Genomic DNA, 20,051 nt, shown 5'->3' with positions numbered 1-20,051 from the left:
CGGGTCCCGGGCCGCCTCGCGAATCGCTCGCCGGCTCGGGCGGACGGCGGAATACGCTCACCTCTCCTCAGAATGGGCCGCTCGCCCCTTCCCCCGAACCGCCCCATGGGATCGCGCCCAGGCCGGACCCGGTGCGGCCTAGGGGGTGGGACAGCTCTGGGTCGGCGCGCCGTAGCGCGTGTGCAGGGCGCGGGTCGCGGCCCCGCCCAGCTCCAGCACCGTCAGGGTGTCGTAGTCGCAGTCGGTGAGCACCAGGGGCGCCGGGTCGCCGAGGGCGCGGGCGATCTCGGTCAGGGTGTTGCTGTGGGCCACGATCAGCACCGTCGCCCCGGCCGGCGCCTGGCGGGCCCGCTCGGCGACCCGCCGGGCGTGCGCGGCGTCCCCGCCCGCAAAGTCGATGGCGGTGATCTCCACCCCCGCCGCCTGCGCCGCCGGCTGGGCGGTCTGGGCCGTGCGCTTCAGGGGCGTGGCGATCACCAGGGAGACCTTGGCGCCGGACAGGGCGCCCGCCAGGGCCTGGGCCCGGGCCTGGCCCGCCGCCGACAGATCGACGTCGCCGGTGGGGCCGGCCTTCTCCGCATGGCGCACCAGAACCACCGTCTGGGCCTGGGCCGGCAGGGCGACGACGGCGGCCGCCAGGGCCGCGAGCAGGAGGCGATGAATCATGGCCTGACCTTACCGTGAAGTCCGCGAACGCGCCCAGGCTTGCGCAATCGGTCCGCATCGCGGAACTCTCCCCGCCTCAGGCAAGGGTTCGAGGTCCTCACATGCGTAAGTCCGGCGCCACCAAGGCGCTCTATGCGGGCTCCTTCGACCCCGTCACCCGCGGCCACCTCGACATCATCGGCAAGGCCCTGATGACCTTCGACGCCGTCCACGTCGCCATCGGCTTCAATGTCAGGAAGGTGCGTACCTTCGGGGTCGAGGAGAGCGAGCGCCTGATCGTCGATTCCATCACCGAGCTGTGGCCGGAGGCCGCCACGGGACCCGGGAACCTGTTCGGCGGCGCCCTGGAGGTCAGCGAATACACCGACCGCAGCCTGATCGCCTACGCCCACCAGATCGGCGCCACCCACATCGTGCGCGGCCTGCGCGAGGCCAGCGACTTCAACGACGAGTTCAACCTGCACGGCGTCGCCGGCCGCATCGACCCCAGGGTGCTGATGGTTCACTTCATCTGCGAATCCCAGTTCCTCCACGTCTCCTCCAGCACCGCCAAGGAGCTGGACTCCGTGGGCGAGAGCATCGGCTGGCTGGTCATGCCCTGCGTCGAAGCGGCCTTCGCCGCGCGGCGCGAATTGTTGAGTTGAGGAGCCCAGCCATGCGCACCGTGACGGCCCTGACCTGGGGCGTGAAACAGAGCTTCCGCGCCTATGTCGAGGGCGCGGGCGGGACCATCGAGGCCGGAGCCGGCGCCGCCCGCGCGGCCGACGGCGGCTTCACCTTCGCCGCCGCACCGGACAGCAGCCTGACCCTGGACCCCGAGGGGCGCTTGGCGGGGCGCGGCCTCTTCCTGGGCGAGGTTCAGTTCACCGCCCATGGCGGCATGCTCAAGATTTCCCTGGTCGACCCCATCCTGGAGATCGGCGAGGCCGGGGCCATCCTCACCGTCGCCGACCACCCCACCCGCACCTGGCGCCTGGAGGCCGCGAAACTCGACCTCGCCGCCCCGGCCCTCGATCCCACCGGCGGCCTCATCCTCCCGGCCGCCCTGATGATGTTCGGCAGCCAATGGCTCGGCGACCACTACCCGGCCGGCGCGCCGCTGGATCCGGTGCGGCTGACGGTGGGGGGGTAGCACCCCGGCGGCGCCGACCCTGTCCTTCTTCCCTTTGCGGATTGCCGATGCGCGGCCATGCCGCATCGCGAATCCCTTACAGATATGACCCTATGAGCGCCTACCGACATCCGGGCCGCCAAGGGACCCCCATGCTGAACACGCTGTTTTCGCGCACCGGAGCCGAATGGAGCTCCGCCATCCTGGTCTTCGTGGTCAGCCTGCTGGCCGGCCGCTACGCCGCCCAGGGCATGGACGCGATCCAGTGGGCCGGCGCGGCCACGGCGGTGCTGGGCTCGGTGACCGTGGCCGTCTGGGTGCGGATCGCCCCGGTCGCCGCCAAGGTCACGGCCCGTCAGGACGACTGACGCGAAACCCGGCGATCGGGTCTCCCGGCCGCCTCAAGCGTGACCACTCGCCGCAGGCCGACCACATTCCATATTTACCGTGACGGACGACCCTGACAGCGTACGTCAACTGGAGGGCATAGGAGAACCCATGCTCAGATCGATCGCCGCCCGCCTTTCCGCCGAACGCGCCGCCATGGCCTTCGTGATCCTGGCCAGCGCCCTGGTGGGCCGCCAAGCCGCGATCGGCATGGACACGGCCCAGGGCCTGTCAGGCCTGGCGGCGATCCTCGGCTCCTCCATGCTGGTGGTGATGCTCCGCTCCTGGCCCAAGCCCGAGCGGGTCAAGGTCAAGGCCCGTCAGGACGACGACCGCCGCTAGTCGGCGTAGACGTCCAGGCCGAGGGCGGTCAGCAGCCGATATTGCTGGCCCACATCGATCTTCATGCCCCCGCAGCTGGCCAGGCCTGACAGGTTCAGGCCGCTGACCTCCGCGCCGCGCAGGTCTGCATCGGCCATCCTGGCGCCCCCTGTCAAAGCCTGAAAAAGATCGCAGTTGCGCATGTCCGCCCCGGTCAGGTCGGCCTCCCGCAGGTCGGTCTCGCGCAGCGAGACATTGGTCAGGTCGGCGCCGGACAGCCGCGCTTGGGCGAGGTCGGCCAGCTCCAGGCTGCAGCCCGAGAACGACACCTGGGTGCGGATCACCTTGCGCCCGAAGGCGCGGCTGAAGTCCGCCCCCACGAAGGCCGCGCCCCGCAGGTTGCAGGTCTCGAACTGCGCGCCATACAGGCTCGACCTCTCGAACCGCGCGAAGGACAGGTCACACCGCGTGAAGCGCACCTCATCGAGACCGCAATGGGCAAATGTCGGCCCATGTTGGCCCTGCGCGAACACGCAGGCCTCGAAGTGCGCGTCGCGCAGGTTGGCGCTGGCGAACCGGGCGCCCAGGATGCGGCAGCCCTTGAATTGACTGCCTTCCAGCACTGTCCCCGAGAACTGCGCCCCCTCGATCGTGCAGCCCACGAACACCGCATCGGTGCAGTCCGCGTCGGTCCAGTCGGCGTTCGACAGGTCTTCGTCGGTCGCCCCGCCTGCAAAAGCCATTTTCTTCCATCCGCGACGACCGACAGGTGTTCAGAGCTTGACCTGAATCTCGCCCCCCGCCGCCCGGAATTTGGCGCTCATCTCCGCCATGCCCTCCGCCACGTCGTTCTGCCGCGCCGCGGTCTCGCGGATCTCCTGGCTGATCTTCATGGAGCAGAACTTGGGCCCGCACATGGAGCAGAAGTGCGCGGTCTTGAAGGCCTCCTTGGGCAGGCTTTCGTCGTGGTATTCCCGCGCCGTCTCCGGATCGAGGCCCAGGTTGAACTGGTCCTCCCAGCGGAACTCGAACCGGGCCCGGGACAGGGCGTCGTCCCAGGCGCGCGCCGTCGGATGGCCCTTGGCCAGGTCGGCGGCGTGGGCGGCGATCTTGTAGGTGATCACGCCTTGCTTGACGTCCTCGCGGTCGGGCAGGCCCAGGTGCTCCTTGGGGGTCACGTAGCAGAGCATGGCCGTCCCGAACCAGCCGATCATGGCCGCCCCGATGCCGCTGGTGATGTGGTCGTAGCCCGGCGCGATGTCGGTGGTGAGCGGGCCGAGGGTGTAGAAGGGCGCCTCGCCGCAGACCTTCAGCTGCTTGTCCATGTTGGCCTTGATCTTGTGCATCGGCACATGGCCGGGGCCCTCGATCATGGTCTGGACCCCGTGCTTCCAGGCCACCTGGGTCAGCTCGCCCAGGGTCTCCAGCTCGGCGAACTGGGCGGCGTCATTGGCGTCGGCGATGGAGCCTGGCCGCAGCCCGTCGCCCAGGCTGAAGGACACGTCGTAGGCCCGCATGATCTGGCAAATGTCCTCGAAGTGCTCGTAGAGGAAGTTCTCCTTGTGGTGGGCCAGGCACCACTTGGCCATGATCGACCCGCCGCGGGAGACGATCCCCGTCACCCGCCTGGCGGTCAGCGGCACATAGGCCAGCCGCACCCCAGCGTGGATGGTGAAGTAGTCCACCCCCTGCTCGGCCTGCTCGATCAGGGTGTCGCGGAACACCTCCCAGGTCAGGTCCTCGGCGACGCCGTCCACCTTCTCCAGGGCCTGGTAGATCGGCACCGTCCCGATCGGCACGGGACTGTTCCTGATGATCCAGTCGCGGATGTTGTGGATGTTGCGGCCGGTGGACAGGTCCATCACCGTGTCGGCCCCCCAGCGGATGGCCCAGACCATCTTGTCCACCTCGTCGGCCACGGTGGAGAGCACCGCGGAGTTGCCGATATTGGCGTTGATCTTCACCAGGAAATTGCGGCCGATAGCCATCGGCTCCAGCTCGGTATGGTTGATGTTGGCCGGGATGATCGCCCGGCCTCGAGCGACCTCGGAGCGCACGAATTCCGGGGTGCAGACGTCCGGAATCTCGGCCCCGAAGTCCTCGCCGTCGCGGAGGAAGCCGTCGCCCTCGCCGCGGCGCAGGTTCTCGCGGATGGACACGTACTCCATCTCCGGGGTGATGATCCCGCGCCGCGCATAGTCCATCTGGGTGACGGAGCCGGCGCCCTTGGCGCGGTAGACCCGGCGGGGGGCGGTGAAGGCCGGCGCCAGGTGGGCGCCCGCCGCGCCGCCATTGTCCTCGGGCTTCACCGCCCGTGGCTCGGCCACCACCTCCACGTCGCCCCGGGAGACCACCCAGGGCTCGCGGGTCTTCGGCAGCCCCTTGTCGATATCGATGCTGGCGGCCGGGTCGGTATAGGGCCCGGACGGGTCGTAGATTGTCACCGGCGGCTCGTTGGCGCTGGGGTGGACCGCCACCTCGCGGAAGGGGACCCGGATGTCGGGCCACAGCACGCCGGCCTGATAGACCTTGCGCGAACCGGGCCGCTCCCCGGTGGGGATGGCGCCATTGCTGGGGACGGGGGTCTGGATGTTCATGCGCGGGCTCCTGCCTTGGTAAGGAGACCCGGACGTGTCGCGCAGAGTGGTCGTGCGGTCGCCCGCGTTCCCTCCCTTCGCCGGCATGACCCGGATCAGGTTCGGCGGGTCGCGGGGACGAACCCGCCTCTCAGCCGCTGCGGCGACTCCCCGGAGAAGCCCTCACGCTAGCTGAGGCGCCCGACAAATGCCATCCTGGGGCGCTGATCTTCCGTCACCCGCAAGGATCACCCCCATGACCCGCCTCCTCCCCCTTCTGCTGGCCGCCGCGACCCTGAGCGCCGCCGCCCCGGCCCTGGCCGCCGATCCCGCCCCGGCCCGGCAATGCTTCCGCGTCAGCCAGATGAACGGCCACACGGTCGGCGACCCCAAGACCCTCTATGTCGGGGTGGCCCGCAAGGACGTCTACCGGATCGACATGGCCGGGGCCTGCCTGGCCGGGGCCAATTTTGGCGATCCCCTGGTGATCGAGAGCCGCGGCAACGACTTCATCTGCCAGCCCATCGACCTGGACCTGAAGGTCGCCGGCGCCATCGGCCTGTCGCCCTGCATCGTCAACAAGATCACCAAGCTGACCCCGGCCCAGATCGCCGCCCTGCCCCCCAAGCTGAAGCCCTAAGCGTCTCGCGAACCCCGCGCCGGCCGTGCTAGGCAGGGGATCGAGGAGACCTCCATGCACCTGGCCCGCTTTCCCCGCGCCCGTTTCGCGCACCTGCCCACGCCGCTGGAGCCCATGCCCCGCCTGAGCGCGGCCCTGGGCGGCCCCGAGCTGTGGGTCAAGCGCGACGACTGCACGGGTCTGGCCGGGGGCGGCAACAAGACCCGCAAGCTGGAATTCCTGCTCGGCGACGCCCTGGACCAGGGCTGCGACACCCTGGTGACCCAGGGCGCCGTGCAGTCCAACCACGTGCGCCAGACCGCGGCCGCCGCCGCCCATTTCGGCCTGGCCTGCGAGATCATCCTGGAGGAACGCACCGGCTCGAAGGCCCTCGACTACAACACCTCGGGCAATGTCCTGCTGGACCGCCTGTTGGGGGGCCAGTTGCGAAGGGTCCCGGCCGGAACCGACATGACCGCCGCCCTGGCCGAGGTCGCCGAGGAGGTCCGCGCCCGCGGCGGGATCCCCTATGTGATCCCGGGCGGCGGCTCCAACGCCATCGGCGCCCTGGGCTATGTGGACTGCGCCATCGAGCTAGTGCGCCAGGCCGACGAGCAGGGGATCGTCATCGACCGCATAGTCACCGCCACCGGCAGCGCCGGCACCCATGCCGGACTGGTGGCGGGCCTGGCCCTGATGGGCGCCGATATTCCGATTCTGGGCGTCGGGGTCCGCGCCCCCCGGGACGTGCAGGAGGCCAATGTCCACAAGCTGGCCGTGGAGACCGCGACCCTGCTGGGCCACCCCGACCGAGTCACCCGCGAGATGACGGTGGCCAACTGCGACTATGTCGGCGCAGGCTACGGCCTGATCGACGAGGCGGTGATCGAGGGCCTGAAGCTGGTGGCCCGCACCGAGGCCCTGCTGCTGGACCCGGTCTATACCGGCAAGGCCATGAAGGGCCTGATCGCGCTCAGCAAGGCCGGCGCCTTCCGGGACGAGACGGTGGTCTTCCTGCACACCGGCGGCGCCCAGGGCCTGTTCGGCTACGCCTCGGAACTGGAAGGAAACCTGGAATGAGCCTCGTCCTCGGCGTCCTCGGCGGCATGGGTCCGGCCGCCACCCTCGACTTCCTCGCCAAGCTCCAGGCCTTCACCCCGGTGAAGTCGGAGAAGGATCACATCCGGGTCATCGTCGACATCAACCCCCAGGTGCCCGACCGCAACGATCCCTTCGCCAAGCCCGGACCGGTCCTGGCCGAGATGGCCGGCGCCCTGCACGGGGCCGGGGCCGAGGTTCTGGCCATCGCCTGCAACACCGCCCACGCCCACGCCGACCTGATCACACGGGCCTCGGGCCTGCCGCTGATCGACATGATCCAGACGGCGTCGCATGCCGCCCGCGACACCGGCGCGCGGCGGGCCGGGGTGCTGGGCACCAAGCAGGCCATCCGGCTCTATCGCGAATATCTCGCCGCCCAGGGCATGGGCCTGGTGACCCTGCCGGCCGAGGCCCAGGAGGGGTTCATGACCCTGCTGGCCAAGATCAAGACCGGCGACCTCGGTCCGGAAGTGCGCCAGGCCATGGCCGACCTGGCCGAGATCCTGGTGGCCGAAGGCGCCGAAGCCGTCATCGCCGGCTGCACCGAGGTCCCCCTGGTGCTGTCCCCCAAGGATGTGCGCAAGCCGCTGCTGGACGCCGGCGAACTGCTCGCCAAACGCTGCGTGGAGGTCTGCCTGGGCTACGAGCCCGTCCCGCTTCTAGAGTCGTGATGCGCTGAAGGTGTCGCAGGACGCCGGGTCGCCGTTCTGCACGCCGGCCCGGAACCAGCGCATCCGCTGCTCGCTGGTGCCGTGGGTGAAGGCGTCGGGCATGACCCGACCCTGGGATTGCTTCTGCAGGGTGTCGTCCCCCACGGCGGCGGCGGCGCGCAGGCCATCCTCCACGTCCTTGGGATCGAGGGCCACCTGGCCGCCGGAGGCCTCGGAGGCCCGCGCCGCCCAGACCCCGGCATAGCAGTCGGCCTGCAATTCCAGCCGCACCGAGCCGGAGTCCTCACCCCGCGCGCCGTACTGCTTGGAGCGCTCCATCTGGCCGGTGAGGTTCTGGACGTGGTGGCCGATCTCGTGGGCGATCACATAGGCCCGCGCCGCGTCGCCCTGGGCGCCGAAGCGGCCCGAAAGCTCCTGCCAGAAGGCCAGGTCGAGATAGACCTTGCGGTCCTGCGGACAATAGAACGGCCCCATGGCCGACTGGCCCATGCCGCAGCCGGTGCCGGTGGCGCGGTCATAGATCACCACCCCGGCCGGCGGATCGTAGCTGCGATTGGAGGCCTTGAAGACCTGGCCCCAGACGTCGCTGGTGGAGGTCTCGATGACGTCGACGAACTGGGCGTCGGCGTCCTTGGGCGTGCCGCGCACCCCCTCCTGCTGCTGCGCTTCGCCGCCCGCCTGGTTGACCACGCTGAGGGTCGTCGAGGGATCGATGCCAAAGACGAAATAGCCGATGGCCGCCAGGACCAACCCGCCGATCCCGACCCCGCCGACCGCCACAGGGCCGAGGCCCCGGCGATCCTCGATGTTCCCGCCGCGCCGTCCGCCTTGCCAACGCATAGCCGTCTCCTGAAAGCCCTGGCGACCTCAACGCGCCAACGGTCGCGAAGATGCGGCCGAACCGCGCCGATGTCATTTATCGGGGAGGATTGTTCTTCTCCAGGAAGTCGACGGTCGCTTGCAGCATCTGGGTGCGGGTCGCGCCGCGCGACAGCCAGTGATCCTCGGCCTTGAGGGTCACCAGCTCGACCGGCTTGGCGGCCGCGGTGAGGGCGTCGGCCATCAACTGGGTCTGCTCATAGGGCACCACCAGGTCGTCCTTGCCGTGAATCAGCAGGACCGGCGCCTTGACCGCCGCGGCCTGGAGCGCGGGAGAGTAGGCGCCGAGCCCGCTCTCGTCCTCGCCCTCCACGCCCATGAAGCGGCGCCAGAAGCGCAGGGTGTCGTTCCGGCCGCCGCCGAGATTTCCCCGCTTCCACATCAGGAAACGATGGAGGTCGGAGATACCGGAGACCGCCACGGCGCAGCGGTAGACCCCCGGCTGCAGGGCGACTCCCGCGAGGGCCGCGTAGCCGCCGTAGCTTCCGCCCGCGATGCAGACCCGCTTCGGATCGACGATCCCCTGGCCGGCGAGGTGCTTCACCCCGTCGGAGAGGTCGGTCTGCATCTTGCGGCCCCACTCGCCGTAGCCGGCGGCGGTGAAGGCCGGGCCGTAGCCGTCGGAGCCGCGGAAGTTGGGCTGCAGCACCGCGTAGCCGCGGGACGCGAGCGCCTGACTCCACCAATCGAAATCGAGGGTGTCGAAGGACACCGGACCGCCGTGCGGCATGACCACCAGGGGCAGGTCCTTCGGGTCCCGCCCCTTGGGCAGGGTCAGGACCGCGGGGATCTCCAATCCGTCGGCGGCCTTGTAGGTGATCATGGTGGCGGTGGAGATCTCGTCCGGCCCCAGGCCGGCCTGGATGTCGTCCACCATGGAGGCGCGGCCGGCGGCGAGGTCGACGAACATGTAGGCCGCCCCGGTCTTGGGCCCCTGCACCTTGACCACCACCTGCTTGCGGTTGTCGGACCAGCTCTCCAGGGTCACCCGCTCGCCGGGGAAGGCGCGCTTGATCTTGTTCCAGCCGGCCTGATCCTCGGGGGCGAAGAAGGTCATCGTGTGGGCGTCGTCGTTCTCCACCACGCCGATGATCCGTCGGGTCACCCCGTCGAACAGGAACTCCAGCACCCCGTTCTTCAGCTCCAGGGGCTCCCCGAGCTTCCCGGTCTTGAGGGAGACGGGCTTGAAGACCTGGTGGCCATCCTCGAGGCGGGCCAGCAGCAGGGTGTCGGGCGCGGGCCCAAGACCGACCACCATGGGCTCATCCAGGGGCGCGGTCTCGGCGAGCACCGGATACCATTTGGCCCCGACCCGGACCAGCAGCCGCCAGTCGCCATCCTTGCGGTCGTACTCGGTCTTGGCGATCGCCGCGCCGGAGCCGTCCAGCACCCAGTCGGTGGAGATGTCCCCAATGCTCGGTCCCGAATCCAGCAGGCGCGTGGGGCCGCCCGCCACGTCCACCCGGTAGAGGCTCTGAAGGCTGTCCACGCCGCTTAGCCTCAGGCCGACCGCGTAGATGCTGGGCACGCCGTCCGCCACGCCGACATCGACACCGCCATTGGTGAAGTTGCCGACGCCGGGGGTCTTGTCGAGCACCAGCTGGAAGGTCCTGGCCTCGAGGTCGTAGACCCGGGTCTGCCAGATCTCGCTGCGGCCGGTGAATTCCACCGAGGAACTGTTGCTGCGAATCCGCGAGGTCGTGGAGGTCGAGAAGGCGATGCGGCCATTCCCGACCCAGAACAGGTCCCGCAGCTTCTCGGCGCCCACGCCGACGCCGGCCAGCATCTTCCCGTCCGCCAGGCTCTGCACCATGATCTTGCGGCTCTCGCCCTCGGGGCGGACATAGGCGAGCTTCGTCCCGTCGGGCGAGACCTCCACCTGCTCCAGGGTGGGGAGGCGGCCAAAGACCTCCAGCGGCGGGGCCGCGGCGGCGGGCAAGGCGAACAGGACCGCACACAGCGCGGCCACGATCATTCGAGACATTGAGAGTTCCCCCCGGAACCGAAACGCCACCAACGACCCCAGGTGGTCATGTCTTATTCCCGGCGCACGCCCACCGAGCAAGTCTCAATTGCGAAGCTTGCGGACTCTACCGACGGTTTTCAGCCGCGGCGCGAACCCGGGCGTTGGAGGCGGCCATCCAGGCGTCGATGTTGGAGGGCAGCAGGCTGGCCGACGGGTCGGGCGCCGGCCGGGCGTCGTCGGCCGGCAGGCGGATCGTGGCGCGCTGGGTTTCCAGCTCGCGCAGACGCGCCTCGGTCTGCTGGCGGGCCTCCAGGGCGTTGAGCTGGTTCTCCAGCGCCACCGCCCGCTGATTGGCCAGCTGCTGCTGCTGCCAGAGATCGAAGTCCCGGGCGGCCCAGCCGGTGTCCTGCGCCGACGCGCCCGTGGCGAGGGCGGCGAAGAGGGCGAGAGCTGAAAGCAGGAGGCGCATGCCGATCAGAACGCGTGGGGCCCTGGCGAGGTCCCCGCCCCTATCGCCGTGAGACGCTGAAGCGGGTGAGTTGCTCCCGCGGGGCGGCCCATTCGGGCTGCATCTCCAGGGCCTTCTGGTAGTCGAAATAGGCCGACTTGGCGTCATCCAGCCCCTCATAGGCCAGGGCGCGATTGTAATAGGCCTTGGCCGGCTCCTGCACCCCCAGCTCCAGCCCCTTGTTGAGGTCGGGCAAGCTCTCGGCGTAGCGCCGCTGGCCGATGGCGGCCGCGCCGCGGTTCACATAGGCCTCGCCCATGTCGGCCTTGAGCTTCACCGCCTGGTCGAAGTCGCGGGTGGCCTCGGGATAGGCGCCGCGCCGCAGCTTGAGGACGCCGCGGTTGACCAGGGTCCCGGCCCGGTCGCGGGCGTTCATGAACTCGGTGTCCAGGGCGTCGGTGCAGAGCTGCTGGAACTTGACGTCGCTCTCCCCGCCGACCGCGGCCTGGGAGCAGGCCTGGGCCAGACCTCCGCCGATCACGGTGACCGCGGCCTGGGCCGAGCCCGCCGCGCAGGCCAGCGCCAGGGCGCCCGCCATCGATACTGTCCTGAACATGCCCGGCCTCCCTCGCCTGGAGCCGGCCCGGAGCGCGCGAGGCCCTCGCGGAACCCGACTTCACGCGAGACTCATCCCGTAACAAGGGTCTGTCAACGCAGGCTTTCTGCAAGCGCTGGCGGTCAGGTGCGACGGAAGCGGCGGGTCTCGCGCAGCAGGATGTAGACGCTGCTGCCGGCCACCACCAGGGCGCCGGCCAGGGTCGCGAGCCTGGGGGTCTCGCCCCAGACCAGAAAGCCGATGAGGCTGGCCCAGACCAGCTGGGTGTAGTCGAAGGGCGCCACCACGGCCACCGGCGCCCGCCGGATCGCCTCGGTCAGGAAGAGCTGCCCCACCCCGCCCAGCAGGCCGGCCAGGATCAGCAGGCCCAGGGTCGGCAGGTCCGGGATCACCCAGCCGAAGGGCAGGCTCGCCAGCCCCAGAACCATGCCCGCCAGGGTGAAGTAGAAGACGATCGTCGCGCCCGGCTCGGTGCGGCCGATCTCGCGGATGGCGATCATGGCGCCCGCCGAGCCGACGGCGGCCACCAGGGCGAAGATCGTGCCCTTCACCGCCATGTGGGCCGGATCGGGATGGATCATGATCAGCACGCCGACCAGGCCGACGACGACGGCGCCCCAGCGGTGCAGCCCCACGGCCTCCTTCAGGATCACCGCCGACATGGCGGTCATGAACAGGGGGGCGGAAAAGGAGAGCGCGGTGGATTCCGTCAGCGGCAACAGGCTGACGGCGGTGAACCCGCAGACCATGCCGGTCAGGCCGACGGTGGAGCGCATCAGGTGGCCCAGCGGCCGCTTGGTCCTCAGCACCGAGAAGCCGCTGGTGCGGGAGATGTAGAGCAGGACAGGAACGAAGGCGAAGGCGTTGCGGAAGAAGATGATCTCCAGGACCGGCACGCCGCGGCTGGAGCACCACTTCACCAGCGCCGCCAGGCCCGCCATGCAGACCATGGCCGCCACCCGCAGGGCGATCCCCAGGCCGTTGCGCTGGACGGTCAGGTGCGCGGGCGGGGGGCTGGCGGTCATGAGTGAGGGCTTAGGCGGTTCGGTCCGGCCGCGCCATCCCGTGCGGCGACAGGACGCCCGTCCGCGGCGATGTCAGCTTCCGGTGGGGCGAAGGATAAGGCCCGCCGCCGCCAGGTCGTTCACGAAGGCCTGGGTCATCTCGAAGGTCTGGATCACGCCGCGCTTGAAGTCCTCGCGGGCATGGACCTCGGCGGGCACCACCAGGCCGCGGTCGGGGCTTCGCCGGCAGATCCCGGCGTCGATCAGCTTGTGCGCGTGGCGGCGGGCGGTCTCGTAGGGCAGGGTCAGCTCGCGCGCCAGGTTGTTGATGCTGACGGTCTTCCTCAGCTCGTCGGGGGGAATCTCGTCGACGCCGCTGAAGGTCGCGGCCAGGTCCGGGTCGAGGGTCACATGCAGGGTGTTGGCCCGCACGATGGCCAGGAACATCAGGCCCTCCACCAGCTGCAGGTCCATGTTGGTCATCAGCAGTTCGACGGCGTCGAGGAAATAGCCGCTCGACAGCCTCACCACCTCACGCGGAAGGTAGGCCGTCTTCTCGGCGGCCCCGGGGGCGGGTCCGCAGGTGGGCGTGATGCCCGTGTCGGCCAGGGCCTGGACGAAGCGCGCCGTCGCCTCGAAATTCTTCCGCACCGCGGCGCGGACGTTCTCGCGGTCGTTCACCTCGGCCGGGACGACGACCCCGCCGTCGCCGCCGCGGACGCAAAGGCCGGCCGCCAACAGCTTGCCGATGTGGCGCCGCGCGGTCTCGTAGGGCAGGTGCAGCTCGCGGGCGAGGGCGTAGACGCTCACCGGCCGTCGCAGCGCGTCGGGCGGCAGATCGCCGGGCTCGAAATAGGCCGCGGCCAGGTCGGGCTCCCCGAGCAGGTGCCGAACATTGGCCCTCACGGTGGCCAGGAAGATCACCCCGGTCACCAGATCGGCGTCGATGGAGGTGGTGATGATCTGGCTGGCGGACAGGAAGAAATCGCCGCCGAGGCGCATCACGTGGCGGCTGACGTCATTGGGAACGGCGGGGGCCTCCGTTTCGGGCATCGAGATCCTGATTGGGCCTTGGTCCGCGAACCAAGGATGCGACATTCCTCACGGTACGGACCACCTACGCCACCAGATGCAAATGCCACGCTTTGACAACGAAATAAACCGGCGCCCCGCCTGGGAAGATTGGTCATGCGTCCGCCACACGCCGGCGCTATGGTGACTTTCATGTTCCCGCCGCGACACTATCCCACGCCCGCCGCCAAGTGCGCCGACCTGGTCGTGCACGTCGCCGGCCTGACCTTCGCCCTCATCGGCGGCGGCATCCTGCTGGGACTCTCGGTCAAGATCGGCACGCTGGGCCAGGTGGCCGCGGTGGCGGTCTACAGCCTGGCCATGGTGGCGATGCTGGCCCTGTCCACGGCCTACAACTTCGCCAAGCCCACCTGGCGGCCCCTGCTGCGCCGCTTCGATCACGCCGGCATCTTCCTGATGATCGCCGGCTCCTACACCCCCTTCACCACCCAGAACCTGACGGGCGCCTGGTCCATCGCCATGACCACGGCGGTCTGGAGCCTCGCCACCCTCGGCATCGTCGGGAAGCTGTTCCTGCCGGGCCTGGGCCGCCGCTTCTGGGTCGGGCTCTACCTGGCGCTCGGCTGGCTGGTGCTGGTGGCCATCAAGCCGATGGTGGACGGGCTGTCCTGGGTGGCCCTGCTGCTGCTGGCCCTGGGGGGCGCCATCTATTCCACCGGCGCGGTCTTCTACCTGCTGGAGCGGCTGAAGTTCCGCCGCGCCATCTGGCACGGCCACGTGGTGGGCGGGGCGGTGCTGCAGTACGTCGCCGTGCTGATGGGCGTGGTCCTGGCCCAGCACTAGGCTAGGACGCGACGCCCTTCACGATCCGCACGGTGATCGGCTCGCCGGTCACCGCCTTGGCCCGCCAGCTCTCGCCGGACGGCAGGGCGGTGCAGTAGGAGAAGGGCACGGCGCGGGGCTTGGCCTGCTTCAGGCACACCCGATCTCCCCTCAGGGTCCACTTGCCGCTGGACGGCGTGCGGTGGCGACCCTTGGCGTCGTAGGTCCCATCCCTCTTGAGCCACAGCAGACCCGTGCGGCCGTCCGGGTAGGTGGACACCACCGTATTGCCGAAGGCCCGCGCAAGGGGCGTGGACTCGGCGGCGACGGCGGCCGCGGGGGCGGCCACCAGGCAAAGGGCGGTAAGGGCGATCAAGGGTTTCATCGGGGCGTCTGAACAGCAAAAGCCGGCGGAAGGGCGGCGAGCGGAAAATACCCCGCCGTGACGCTGGTTCCCCCGCCCAGGCGACCGTGTCCGAAATCGGCCAGACGCGCGGAGCGCCCCGTCCCATGGTCCGGCCTGGTCTTCAACCCCGATCGAGAGCTCCAGCCATGGCCACCGTCCACAAGGAAGTCATCATCAACGCCCCCGCCGACAAGGTCTGGGACGCCATCGCCGACGTCGGCGCCCTGCACACGCGCCTGGTGCCCGGCTTCGTCGTGGACACCGTGTTGGAGGGCGAGGTCCGCACCGTCACCTTCGGCAACGGCATGACCGCGCAGGAGACCATCATCGACATCGACCATGCCGAGCGCCGCTTCGCCTACAGCGTCGCCAGTCCCCGGCTCACCCAGCACAGCGCCTCCAACCAGGTGTTCCCGGCCGGCGAGGGCCGCTGCCGCTTCGTCTGGATCGCCGATGTCCTGCCCCATGCGGCGGCCGACACCATGGGTCCGATGATGGCCCAGGGCGCCGAGATCCTGAAGAGGACGATGGAGGCGGCCTGACGTCGGGTCACACTTTCCGGCCGCGAGACTTGGGTTCATGCTCCCTGGAGTTGGGTCCGCAGGCGCGGCCGGAATGACGTCTGCGTAGAACCTCGACCGAGGGCGGACGATGCATGATCTGGTGATCCGAAACGGGCGCGTGGTGGACGGCGCCGAGACCCCGGCCTTCCTGGCCGACATCGCCATCGACAACGGCAGGATCACCGCCGTTGGGAAGATCACCCAGCCAGGACGTCGGGAGATCGACGCCGGCGGCCTGATCGTCACGCCGGGCTGGGTCGATATCCACACCCACTATGACGGCCAGGTGACCTGGGACCCCTATCTCGCGCCTTCCAGCTGGCACGGGGTGACCACGGCGGTGATGGGCAATTGCGGCGTCGGCTTCGCCCCGGTCCGACCCGACCGCCACGCCTGGCTGATCGAGCTGATGGAGGGCGTCGAGGACATCCCCGGCGCGGCGCTGTCCGAAGGCATCAACTGGACCTGGGAGACCTTCCCCGAATACCTGAACAGCCTGGAGGGCCAGCCCCGGGTGATCGATGTGGCGACCCAGGTGCCGCACGGCGCGGTGCGGGCCTATGTCATGGGCGAGCGCGGCGCGCGCAACGAACCCGCCACCGCCGAGGACATCGCCGAGATGTCGCGCATCGTCGGTGAGGGCGTCGCCGCCGGAGCCCTGGGCTTCTCCACCTCGCGCACCATGCTGCACCTGGCCAAGGACGGCGAACCGGTGCCCGGCACCTTCGCCGCCGAGGACGAGCTGCTGGGCATCGGCCGGGCCATGGGCCAGGCCGGCCACGGGGTGTTCGAGATGGCCTCGGACATGGCGCCGGCCGAGGACGAGTTCAACTGGATGCGGTCGCTCTCGGCCGAGACCGGCGTCCCCGTCACCTACGGCCTGCTGCAGTCGCCGGTGAAGGCCGACGGCTGGCGCAGGCTGCTGCAGTTGACGGAAGAGGCCCGCGCCGAGGGCGCCCAGATCACCGCCCAGATCGCCTGCCGACCCACCGGAATGGTGCTGGGCTGGCAGAGCACGGTCCATCCCTTCATCGGCCGCGACACCTATCGCCAGCTGGCCGCCCTGCCTTTCGCCGAGCGCATCGTCCACCTGCGCGACCCGGAGGTGCGGGCCAGGATCCTGGCCGAGCCGTCGCGGCCCATGGGCGCCATCGGCATGATCCTGACCCAGGGCTTCGACCGCATGTTCCGCCTGGAGCACGCGAGCGGCCTGGACTACGAGCCCCGCGCCGAGGATTCCATCGCCCACCTGGCCAAGACCACCGGCCAGGCGCCCGACGCCATCGTCTACGACATGCTCATGGAGAAGGACGGCCGCGGCTACATCTACCTGCCGCTGCTGAACTATGCTGAGTTCAACTTCGACCACATCCACGAGATGATGAACCACCCCAACACGGTGCTCAGCCTGTCGGACGGCGGCGCCCATTGCGGGGTGATCTGCGACGCCAGCTTCCCCACCTACATGCTGACCCACTGGGTCCGCGACCGCTCGCGCGGCGAGCGTCTCTCCCTGGAGAAGGTGGTCTCCATGCAGACCCGCGACACCGCGAGGCTCTACGGCCTGCACGACCGCGGCACGCTCGCGCCCGGCATGAAGGCCGACCTCAACCTGATCGATTTCGAGAAGCTGGCGATCCTGGCGCCGGAGATGGCCTTCGACCTGCCCGCCGAGGGCCGCCGCCTGATCCAGCGGGCCCAGGGCTATGTCGCCACCATCGTGGACGGCGTGGTCACCTTCGAGAACGGCGAGGCCACCGGCGAGATGCCCGGCAAGCTGATACGCGGCCCGCAACACGCACCGATGGCCCAGGCCGCGGAGTAGTCCCGGCGAGGGGCCGCCTACAGGCTCGCGCCGAGATGGCCTCCGGCCCGGGCCCAGGTGAGGAACAGGTCCGGCCAACGCGCGGCGGATGACCCCTCGGGCGCCCGCAGGCCGAAACCATGGGCGCCGCTCTCGAAGACGTGCAGGGCGGCGGGCACGCCGAAAGCGCGCAGCTCCTGGAACGGCTCGATACTGTTGGCCATCGGCACGCGCTGATCATCGGCGGCGTGGAAGAAGAAGGTCGGCGGGGTGGCCTTGGTCAGGCCCTTGAACATGTTCTCCCGCGGACCCTTGGGGACGTTCATGTAGGCATAGCCCAGGCACATGAAGCCGGGGGTCGCGTCCAGCTTGTCGGCGGCGTCCACCGGCGGGTAGAGCGCCTCGGTCGACCGGGTCGCCAGGGCCGCGGCGATGGTGCCGCCGGCCGAGAAGCCCATGATCCCCACCCGCTTGGCGCCGGTCGCCTGGACCAGCAGGCGCAGGGCGCGCTGGGCGTCCTGCACCGGGGCGTCCTGGCCCGCCTCCCAGCCGTCGCCCGGCAGGCGGTACAGCAAGGCGCCGGCGGCGATCCCATTTTCGGCCAGCCAGCGGCAGACCTCCTCGCCCTCCTTGTCGAACACCACCCGGTTGAAGGCGCCGCCGGCGATCACCAGCATGGCGGTGTCGGTCTTGGTCTTTGGACGGTGCAGGCTGAATCGCGGCCTGGTGATCCCGGAGATGTCGCGCCCGGTCTGGCCCTTGTCGACCACCTCCGTCGCCTTCTCCGTCACAGTGACCTTCGATCCGCCCGGCGCGCCGTTCGGCCACAGCTCGATCATCTGGCCCTCGCTGGGCTTGGTGGCGGCCTTGGCCGAGGCGGCGCTCATCAGGGCAGAGGTCAGCAGGCCCGCGGCCAGCAGGCCACGTCGATCAGTGTCGGTCATCGATTACTCCTGGATCTGGCCAAGGCCGGCGAAGAGCGCGGCGTCCGCCGAGCCGGCGCGATAGAAGACCGGCGGATAGCCCAGCTCGGCGGCGACCGCGACATCGCCGCCGCCAGCCAGGGTCTCGCCGGTCCACACATTCACCCAGTCGGGGCCGGCCGGCAGGTGAACGCTCCGCTCGGTCTTCCCCTCCTCGATCACCGGCGCCACCAGCAGGTCGGCGCCGTAGAGGTACTGGGTCTGGTCGGCATAGGTCGCGGGATCGTCCTGGAAGTGCAGGAACATCGGCCGTTGCAGCGGCAGGCCGGTGGCCGCCGCCTGCGCCGACAGGCGCGCCACATAGGGGGCCAGGTGACGATATATCCGGGTCATCCGCGCGAAGTGGGCCAGGACCTGGGGATCGCCGTCCAGCTGCAGGTTCTCGTCGGGGCGGTTGCCCTCGTGGGAGCGCATCACCGGGGTGAAGGCCGCCATCTCCGACCAGCGCATCAGCAGTTCGGCGGTCCGCACATTCCCGAACAGGCTCGTGTAACCGCCGATGTCGCTGTGGTGATAGGCGTTGCCCAGCAGGCCCGAGGACAGGGCCCCGCAGATGACCGTGCCGAGGCCGTCATGGCGGCTGAAGTCCACGCACTGGTCGCCGGCCCACAGCAGGGGACAATGGGCCTGGACCCCGGTGTAGCCGGCCCGCAGGAAGAACAGGGCCTCGCCGGTCTGGCCGCGTTTGGCGACGGCGCGCGCATTGACCTCCGCCCACAGGGTCGGCCAGGCGTTGTGCATCAGCATGCCGTCGACGCCGTTGGCCAGCTTGACGTCGGTGGGCAGGTACTCGCCGAAGTCGGCCATCCAGCCCGAGAGGCCGAAGTCCAGCATCTGGCGGCCGATGATCTCGTCTTCGAACCAGTCGCAGGCCTCGGGGATCGTGAAGTCCACCACGCCGCAGTCGAACTCGCCGAAGTCGACGATGTAGGGGCCGGCGCCGTCGAGGGTGAGCGCGAGATAGCCCTTCGCCTTGGCCACCTCATAGAAGCTGCCGTCCACCGCCAGATAGGGGTTCACATAGCCCAGGAACCGGATGCCCTTGGCCCGCAGCTCGCCGATCTGGGTGTCGAGGTTGGGATAGCGCTTGGGGTTCCACTTCCAGTCCCAGAACAGGCGCTTGCCGAAGGAGGTGACGCGCAGGCCCACCCAGTCCTCGCACCAGAGGCCCGAGACGGCGACCCCGGCGTCCAGGAAGGTCTGCAGGCGGTCGAAGCTTTCCGCCCCCTGCTTGAGGCCGACGATGGCGCCCTCCAGCACCCAGGCCGGAAGCTGCGGCTGGCGGCCGAAACGCTCGGACAGGACGCCGACGATCTCGACGAAGCTGTCGCGCGCCCAGACCTCGATCTTGGCGGGGATCTCCCAGACCTCGATCTCGTGGAAGCCGTCGTGGCGGAAGTCGAAGACGCTGTAGGCCGTGGTGTCAACGTGCAGGGCGTACCGCCGCGACGAGACATAGGTGGGCTGCGGATAGTTGGTGTTGAAATAGTCCCCGCCCGCGCCGGCGAGATCCGCCTGCAGGGTGATCATCCGGGTCTTGTCGCGCCCCACTCCGGGCTCGGAGGTCCAGAGCGGAAAGCGTCGGCCGCGCAGATCGAAATAGGACATCTGCTCGCCCCCGCCCCAGACGTGCTCACCGGCCTCGGCGGCCAGGCGAATCCAGAAGCGGTTCAGGCTGGGATCGGCGGCGCTGACCGCCATCACGCCGCCGTCCACCGTCATGGTCAGCACGGCCGCCTCGCCGGCGTGGGGCGCGAAGGCGATGGTCACCGTGTCGCCAACTCGGGTGACGGCCGCCACCCTCAGGCCGATCCGCTCCACCAGGTAGTCGGAGATCTTGAAGTTGCCCCGCAGCATGGCGACCTCCGGCTCCCCGCGCCCGACGAAGAGGCAGGGCGCTTCGGCGTCATGGCGCAGGATCACCCGCCCGGCCTCGACGACGTCAAAGCCCGAGGGGCGCTCGACTACCTGCATGCAGACTCCTGTGCCCAGAAACCCTGGGGGTGCGCGCGTACAATTCTAATGCGATCGGCCAAGGCGTCTCGGCTAGAACCCGGCCTCGGCGGGGGCTGTGAT

Annotated in this window: 22 protein-coding genes and 1 riboswitch; of the genes, 10 read left to right on the top strand and 12 right to left on the bottom strand. The window is 69.7% G+C overall.

All coding sequences use genetic code 11. The features are described from left to right. Positions 1 to 138: 138 nt before the first annotated feature. Positions 139 to 666, bottom strand: a complete 528-nt coding sequence (locus tag AC1RN5_RS14720) for a phosphoglycerate mutase family protein (RefSeq protein ID WP_493041897.1) — start codon at positions 664 to 666, stop codon at positions 139 to 141. A 101-nt stretch (positions 667 to 767) separates the two neighbouring features. Here AC1RN5_RS14720 and coaD point away from each other — a divergent pair, with 101 nt between their 5' ends. The 4 genes from coaD to AC1RN5_RS14700 all read left to right on the top strand — a co-directional run bounded on the left by coaD (position 768) and on the right by AC1RN5_RS14700 (position 2,506). After that, positions 768 to 1,310 (top strand): pantetheine-phosphate adenylyltransferase, encoded by a 543-nt coding sequence (gene coaD / locus AC1RN5_RS14715; protein WP_493041896.1) that lies wholly within the window; start codon positions 768 to 770, stop codon positions 1,308 to 1,310. Positions 1,311 to 1,321: 11 nt separating this feature from the next. Next, a complete protein-coding gene (locus tag AC1RN5_RS14710; protein WP_493041895.1) occupies positions 1,322 to 1,798 on the top strand; it encodes an HtaA domain-containing protein in 477 nt (158 codons plus the stop codon). Positions 1,799 to 1,890: 92 nt separating this feature from the next. Then, positions 1,891 to 2,145 (top strand): hypothetical protein, encoded by a 255-nt coding sequence (locus tag AC1RN5_RS14705; RefSeq protein WP_493041894.1) that lies wholly within the window; start codon positions 1,891 to 1,893, stop codon positions 2,143 to 2,145. A gap of 130 nt (positions 2,146 to 2,275) precedes the next feature. Beyond that, a complete protein-coding gene (locus AC1RN5_RS14700) occupies positions 2,276 to 2,506 on the top strand; it encodes a hypothetical protein (protein ID WP_493041893.1) in 231 nt (76 codons plus the stop codon). Here the strand turns inward: AC1RN5_RS14700 and AC1RN5_RS14695 are convergent. Further along, positions 2,503 to 3,228 (bottom strand): pentapeptide repeat-containing protein, encoded by a 726-nt coding sequence (locus AC1RN5_RS14695; protein ID WP_493041892.1) that lies wholly within the window; start codon positions 3,226 to 3,228, stop codon positions 2,503 to 2,505. The two genes, AC1RN5_RS14700 and AC1RN5_RS14695, sit on opposite strands and share 4 nt — an antisense overlap. Positions 3,229 to 3,258: 30 nt before the next feature. Then, positions 3,259 to 5,082, bottom strand: coding sequence for a phosphomethylpyrimidine synthase ThiC (gene thiC / locus AC1RN5_RS14690; RefSeq protein WP_493041891.1), 1,824 nt, complete (start codon positions 5,080 to 5,082; stop codon positions 3,259 to 3,261). 55 nt (positions 5,083 to 5,137) lie between these two features. Next, a riboswitch (TPP riboswitch) is annotated at positions 5,138 to 5,245 on the bottom strand. Between the two features lie 72 nt (positions 5,246 to 5,317). Here thiC and AC1RN5_RS14685 point away from each other — a divergent pair. The 3 genes from AC1RN5_RS14685 to cuyB are packed head-to-tail and all read left to right on the top strand — an operon-like array spanning position 5,318 to position 7,452. Beyond that, the gene (locus AC1RN5_RS14685; RefSeq protein WP_493041890.1) at positions 5,318 to 5,701 is read left to right on the top strand and encodes a DUF6491 family protein; all 384 of its coding nucleotides are present in this window, start codon (positions 5,318 to 5,320) and stop codon (positions 5,699 to 5,701) included. A gap of 54 nt (positions 5,702 to 5,755) precedes the next feature. After that, entirely contained in the window at positions 5,756 to 6,760 is a 1,005-nt protein-coding gene (gene cuyA / locus AC1RN5_RS14680; RefSeq protein ID WP_493041889.1) for a D-cysteate sulfo-lyase, read from the top strand. Further along, positions 6,757 to 7,452, top strand: coding sequence for a cysteate racemase (cuyB, locus tag AC1RN5_RS14675; RefSeq protein ID WP_493041888.1), 696 nt, complete (start codon positions 6,757 to 6,759; stop codon positions 7,450 to 7,452). The genes cuyA and cuyB overlap by 4 nt, the downstream gene beginning before the upstream one ends. On the opposite strand, the gene ypfJ is transcribed toward cuyB, so the two are convergent. The 6 genes from ypfJ to AC1RN5_RS14645 all read right to left on the bottom strand — a co-directional run bounded on the left by ypfJ (position 7,441) and on the right by AC1RN5_RS14645 (position 13,418). Continuing rightward, positions 7,441 to 8,292, bottom strand: coding sequence for a KPN_02809 family neutral zinc metallopeptidase (gene ypfJ / locus AC1RN5_RS14670; protein ID WP_493041887.1), 852 nt, complete (start codon positions 8,290 to 8,292; stop codon positions 7,441 to 7,443). The genes cuyB and ypfJ overlap by 12 nt on opposite strands. 76 nt (positions 8,293 to 8,368) lie before the next feature. Further along, the gene (locus AC1RN5_RS14665) at positions 8,369 to 10,315 is read right to left on the bottom strand and encodes an alpha/beta hydrolase family protein (protein ID WP_493041886.1); all 1,947 of its coding nucleotides are present in this window, start codon (positions 10,313 to 10,315) and stop codon (positions 8,369 to 8,371) included. A gap of 106 nt (positions 10,316 to 10,421) precedes the next feature. Beyond that, the gene (locus AC1RN5_RS14660) at positions 10,422 to 10,766 is read right to left on the bottom strand and encodes a hypothetical protein (RefSeq protein ID WP_493041885.1); all 345 of its coding nucleotides are present in this window, start codon (positions 10,764 to 10,766) and stop codon (positions 10,422 to 10,424) included. A 40-nt stretch (positions 10,767 to 10,806) separates the two neighbouring features. Continuing rightward, entirely contained in the window at positions 10,807 to 11,361 is a 555-nt protein-coding gene (locus AC1RN5_RS14655) for a tetratricopeptide repeat protein (protein WP_493041884.1), read from the bottom strand. A 122-nt stretch (positions 11,362 to 11,483) separates the two neighbouring features. Continuing rightward, entirely contained in the window at positions 11,484 to 12,386 is a 903-nt protein-coding gene (locus tag AC1RN5_RS14650) for a DMT family transporter (RefSeq protein WP_493041883.1), read from the bottom strand. Positions 12,387 to 12,458: 72 nt separating this feature from the next. Next, positions 12,459 to 13,418 (bottom strand): hypothetical protein, encoded by a 960-nt coding sequence (locus tag AC1RN5_RS14645; protein ID WP_493041882.1) that lies wholly within the window; start codon positions 13,416 to 13,418, stop codon positions 12,459 to 12,461. 135 nt (positions 13,419 to 13,553) lie between these two features. On the opposite strand from AC1RN5_RS14645, the gene trhA reads away from it, so the two are divergent. Further along, a complete protein-coding gene (gene trhA, locus AC1RN5_RS14640) occupies positions 13,554 to 14,240 on the top strand; it encodes a PAQR family membrane homeostasis protein TrhA (RefSeq protein WP_421934838.1) in 687 nt (228 codons plus the stop codon). Position 14,241: 1 nt separating this feature from the next. Here the strand turns inward: trhA and AC1RN5_RS14635 are convergent, their stop codons facing one another. Further along, on the bottom strand, positions 14,242 to 14,604 hold the full coding sequence (locus AC1RN5_RS14635; protein WP_493041881.1) for a hypothetical protein: 363 nt from the start codon (positions 14,602 to 14,604) through the stop codon (positions 14,242 to 14,244). A gap of 167 nt (positions 14,605 to 14,771) precedes the next feature. On the opposite strand from AC1RN5_RS14635, the gene AC1RN5_RS14630 reads away from it, so the two are divergent. Then, positions 14,772 to 15,167, top strand: coding sequence for an SRPBCC family protein (locus AC1RN5_RS14630; protein ID WP_493041880.1), 396 nt, complete (start codon positions 14,772 to 14,774; stop codon positions 15,165 to 15,167). Positions 15,168 to 15,276: 109 nt separating this feature from the next. Further along, complete coding sequence (locus AC1RN5_RS14625; RefSeq protein ID WP_493041879.1) at positions 15,277 to 17,013, top strand: N-acyl-D-amino-acid deacylase family protein; 1,737 nt, start codon at positions 15,277 to 15,279, stop codon at positions 17,011 to 17,013. A gap of 17 nt (positions 17,014 to 17,030) precedes the next feature. On the opposite strand, the gene AC1RN5_RS14620 is transcribed toward AC1RN5_RS14625, so the two are convergent. Together AC1RN5_RS14620 and AC1RN5_RS14615 are read right to left on the bottom strand one after the other, a co-directional pair. Further along, on the bottom strand, positions 17,031 to 17,936 hold the full coding sequence (locus AC1RN5_RS14620) for an alpha/beta hydrolase (RefSeq protein ID WP_493041878.1): 906 nt from the start codon (positions 17,934 to 17,936) through the stop codon (positions 17,031 to 17,033). Positions 17,937 to 17,939: 3 nt separating this feature from the next. After that, positions 17,940 to 19,949 carry an alpha-glucosidase gene (locus AC1RN5_RS14615; RefSeq protein WP_493041877.1) on the bottom strand — a complete coding sequence of 670 codons (2,010 nt, stop codon included), beginning with the start codon at positions 19,947 to 19,949 and terminating at the stop codon, positions 17,940 to 17,942. Positions 19,950 to 20,051: the final 102 nt, after the last annotated feature.

This window comes from Phenylobacterium sp. GW821-FHT12F10, from assembly GCF_058806695.1.
The sequence above is the reverse complement of the archived record's forward strand: the minus strand, read 5'-3'. Positions and strand labels throughout refer to the sequence as shown.

What these genes read in the sequence shown, in the direction of transcription:
- AC1RN5_RS14720 (WP_493041897.1), bottom strand. Translation starts at nt 666, where the DNA reads ATGATTCATCGCCTCCTGCTCGCGGCCCTGGCGGCCGCCGTCGTCGCC.
- coaD (WP_493041896.1), top strand. Translation starts at nt 768, where the DNA reads ATGCGTAAGTCCGGCGCCACCAAGGCGCTCTATGCGGGCTCCTTCGAC.
- AC1RN5_RS14710 (WP_493041895.1), top strand. Translation starts at nt 1,322, where the DNA reads ATGCGCACCGTGACGGCCCTGACCTGGGGCGTGAAACAGAGCTTCCGC.
- AC1RN5_RS14705 (WP_493041894.1), top strand. Translation starts at nt 1,891, where the DNA reads ATGAGCGCCTACCGACATCCGGGCCGCCAAGGGACCCCCATGCTGAAC.
- AC1RN5_RS14700 (WP_493041893.1), top strand. Translation starts at nt 2,276, where the DNA reads ATGCTCAGATCGATCGCCGCCCGCCTTTCCGCCGAACGCGCCGCCATG.
- AC1RN5_RS14695 (WP_493041892.1), bottom strand. Translation starts at nt 3,228, where the DNA reads ATGGCTTTTGCAGGCGGGGCGACCGACGAAGACCTGTCGAACGCCGAC.
- thiC (WP_493041891.1), bottom strand. Translation starts at nt 5,082, where the DNA reads ATGAACATCCAGACCCCCGTCCCCAGCAATGGCGCCATCCCCACCGGG.
- AC1RN5_RS14685 (WP_493041890.1), top strand. Translation starts at nt 5,318, where the DNA reads ATGACCCGCCTCCTCCCCCTTCTGCTGGCCGCCGCGACCCTGAGCGCC.
- cuyA (WP_493041889.1), top strand. Translation starts at nt 5,756, where the DNA reads ATGCACCTGGCCCGCTTTCCCCGCGCCCGTTTCGCGCACCTGCCCACG.
- cuyB (WP_493041888.1), top strand. Translation starts at nt 6,757, where the DNA reads ATGAGCCTCGTCCTCGGCGTCCTCGGCGGCATGGGTCCGGCCGCCACC.
- ypfJ (WP_493041887.1), bottom strand. Translation starts at nt 8,292, where the DNA reads ATGCGTTGGCAAGGCGGACGGCGCGGCGGGAACATCGAGGATCGCCGG.
- AC1RN5_RS14665 (WP_493041886.1), bottom strand. Translation starts at nt 10,315, where the DNA reads ATGTCTCGAATGATCGTGGCCGCGCTGTGTGCGGTCCTGTTCGCCTTG.
- AC1RN5_RS14660 (WP_493041885.1), bottom strand. Translation starts at nt 10,766, where the DNA reads ATGCGCCTCCTGCTTTCAGCTCTCGCCCTCTTCGCCGCCCTCGCCACG.
- AC1RN5_RS14655 (WP_493041884.1), bottom strand. Translation starts at nt 11,361, where the DNA reads ATGTTCAGGACAGTATCGATGGCGGGCGCCCTGGCGCTGGCCTGCGCG.
- AC1RN5_RS14650 (WP_493041883.1), bottom strand. Translation starts at nt 12,386, where the DNA reads ATGACCGCCAGCCCCCCGCCCGCGCACCTGACCGTCCAGCGCAACGGC.
- AC1RN5_RS14645 (WP_493041882.1), bottom strand. Translation starts at nt 13,418, where the DNA reads ATGCCCGAAACGGAGGCCCCCGCCGTTCCCAATGACGTCAGCCGCCAC.
- trhA (WP_421934838.1), top strand. Translation starts at nt 13,554, where the DNA reads ATGCGTCCGCCACACGCCGGCGCTATGGTGACTTTCATGTTCCCGCCG.
- AC1RN5_RS14635 (WP_493041881.1), bottom strand. Translation starts at nt 14,604, where the DNA reads ATGAAACCCTTGATCGCCCTTACCGCCCTTTGCCTGGTGGCCGCCCCC.
- AC1RN5_RS14630 (WP_493041880.1), top strand. Translation starts at nt 14,772, where the DNA reads ATGGCCACCGTCCACAAGGAAGTCATCATCAACGCCCCCGCCGACAAG.
- AC1RN5_RS14625 (WP_493041879.1), top strand. Translation starts at nt 15,277, where the DNA reads ATGCATGATCTGGTGATCCGAAACGGGCGCGTGGTGGACGGCGCCGAG.
- AC1RN5_RS14620 (WP_493041878.1), bottom strand. Translation starts at nt 17,936, where the DNA reads ATGACCGACACTGATCGACGTGGCCTGCTGGCCGCGGGCCTGCTGACC.
- AC1RN5_RS14615 (WP_493041877.1), bottom strand. Translation starts at nt 19,949, where the DNA reads ATGCAGGTAGTCGAGCGCCCCTCGGGCTTTGACGTCGTCGAGGCCGGG.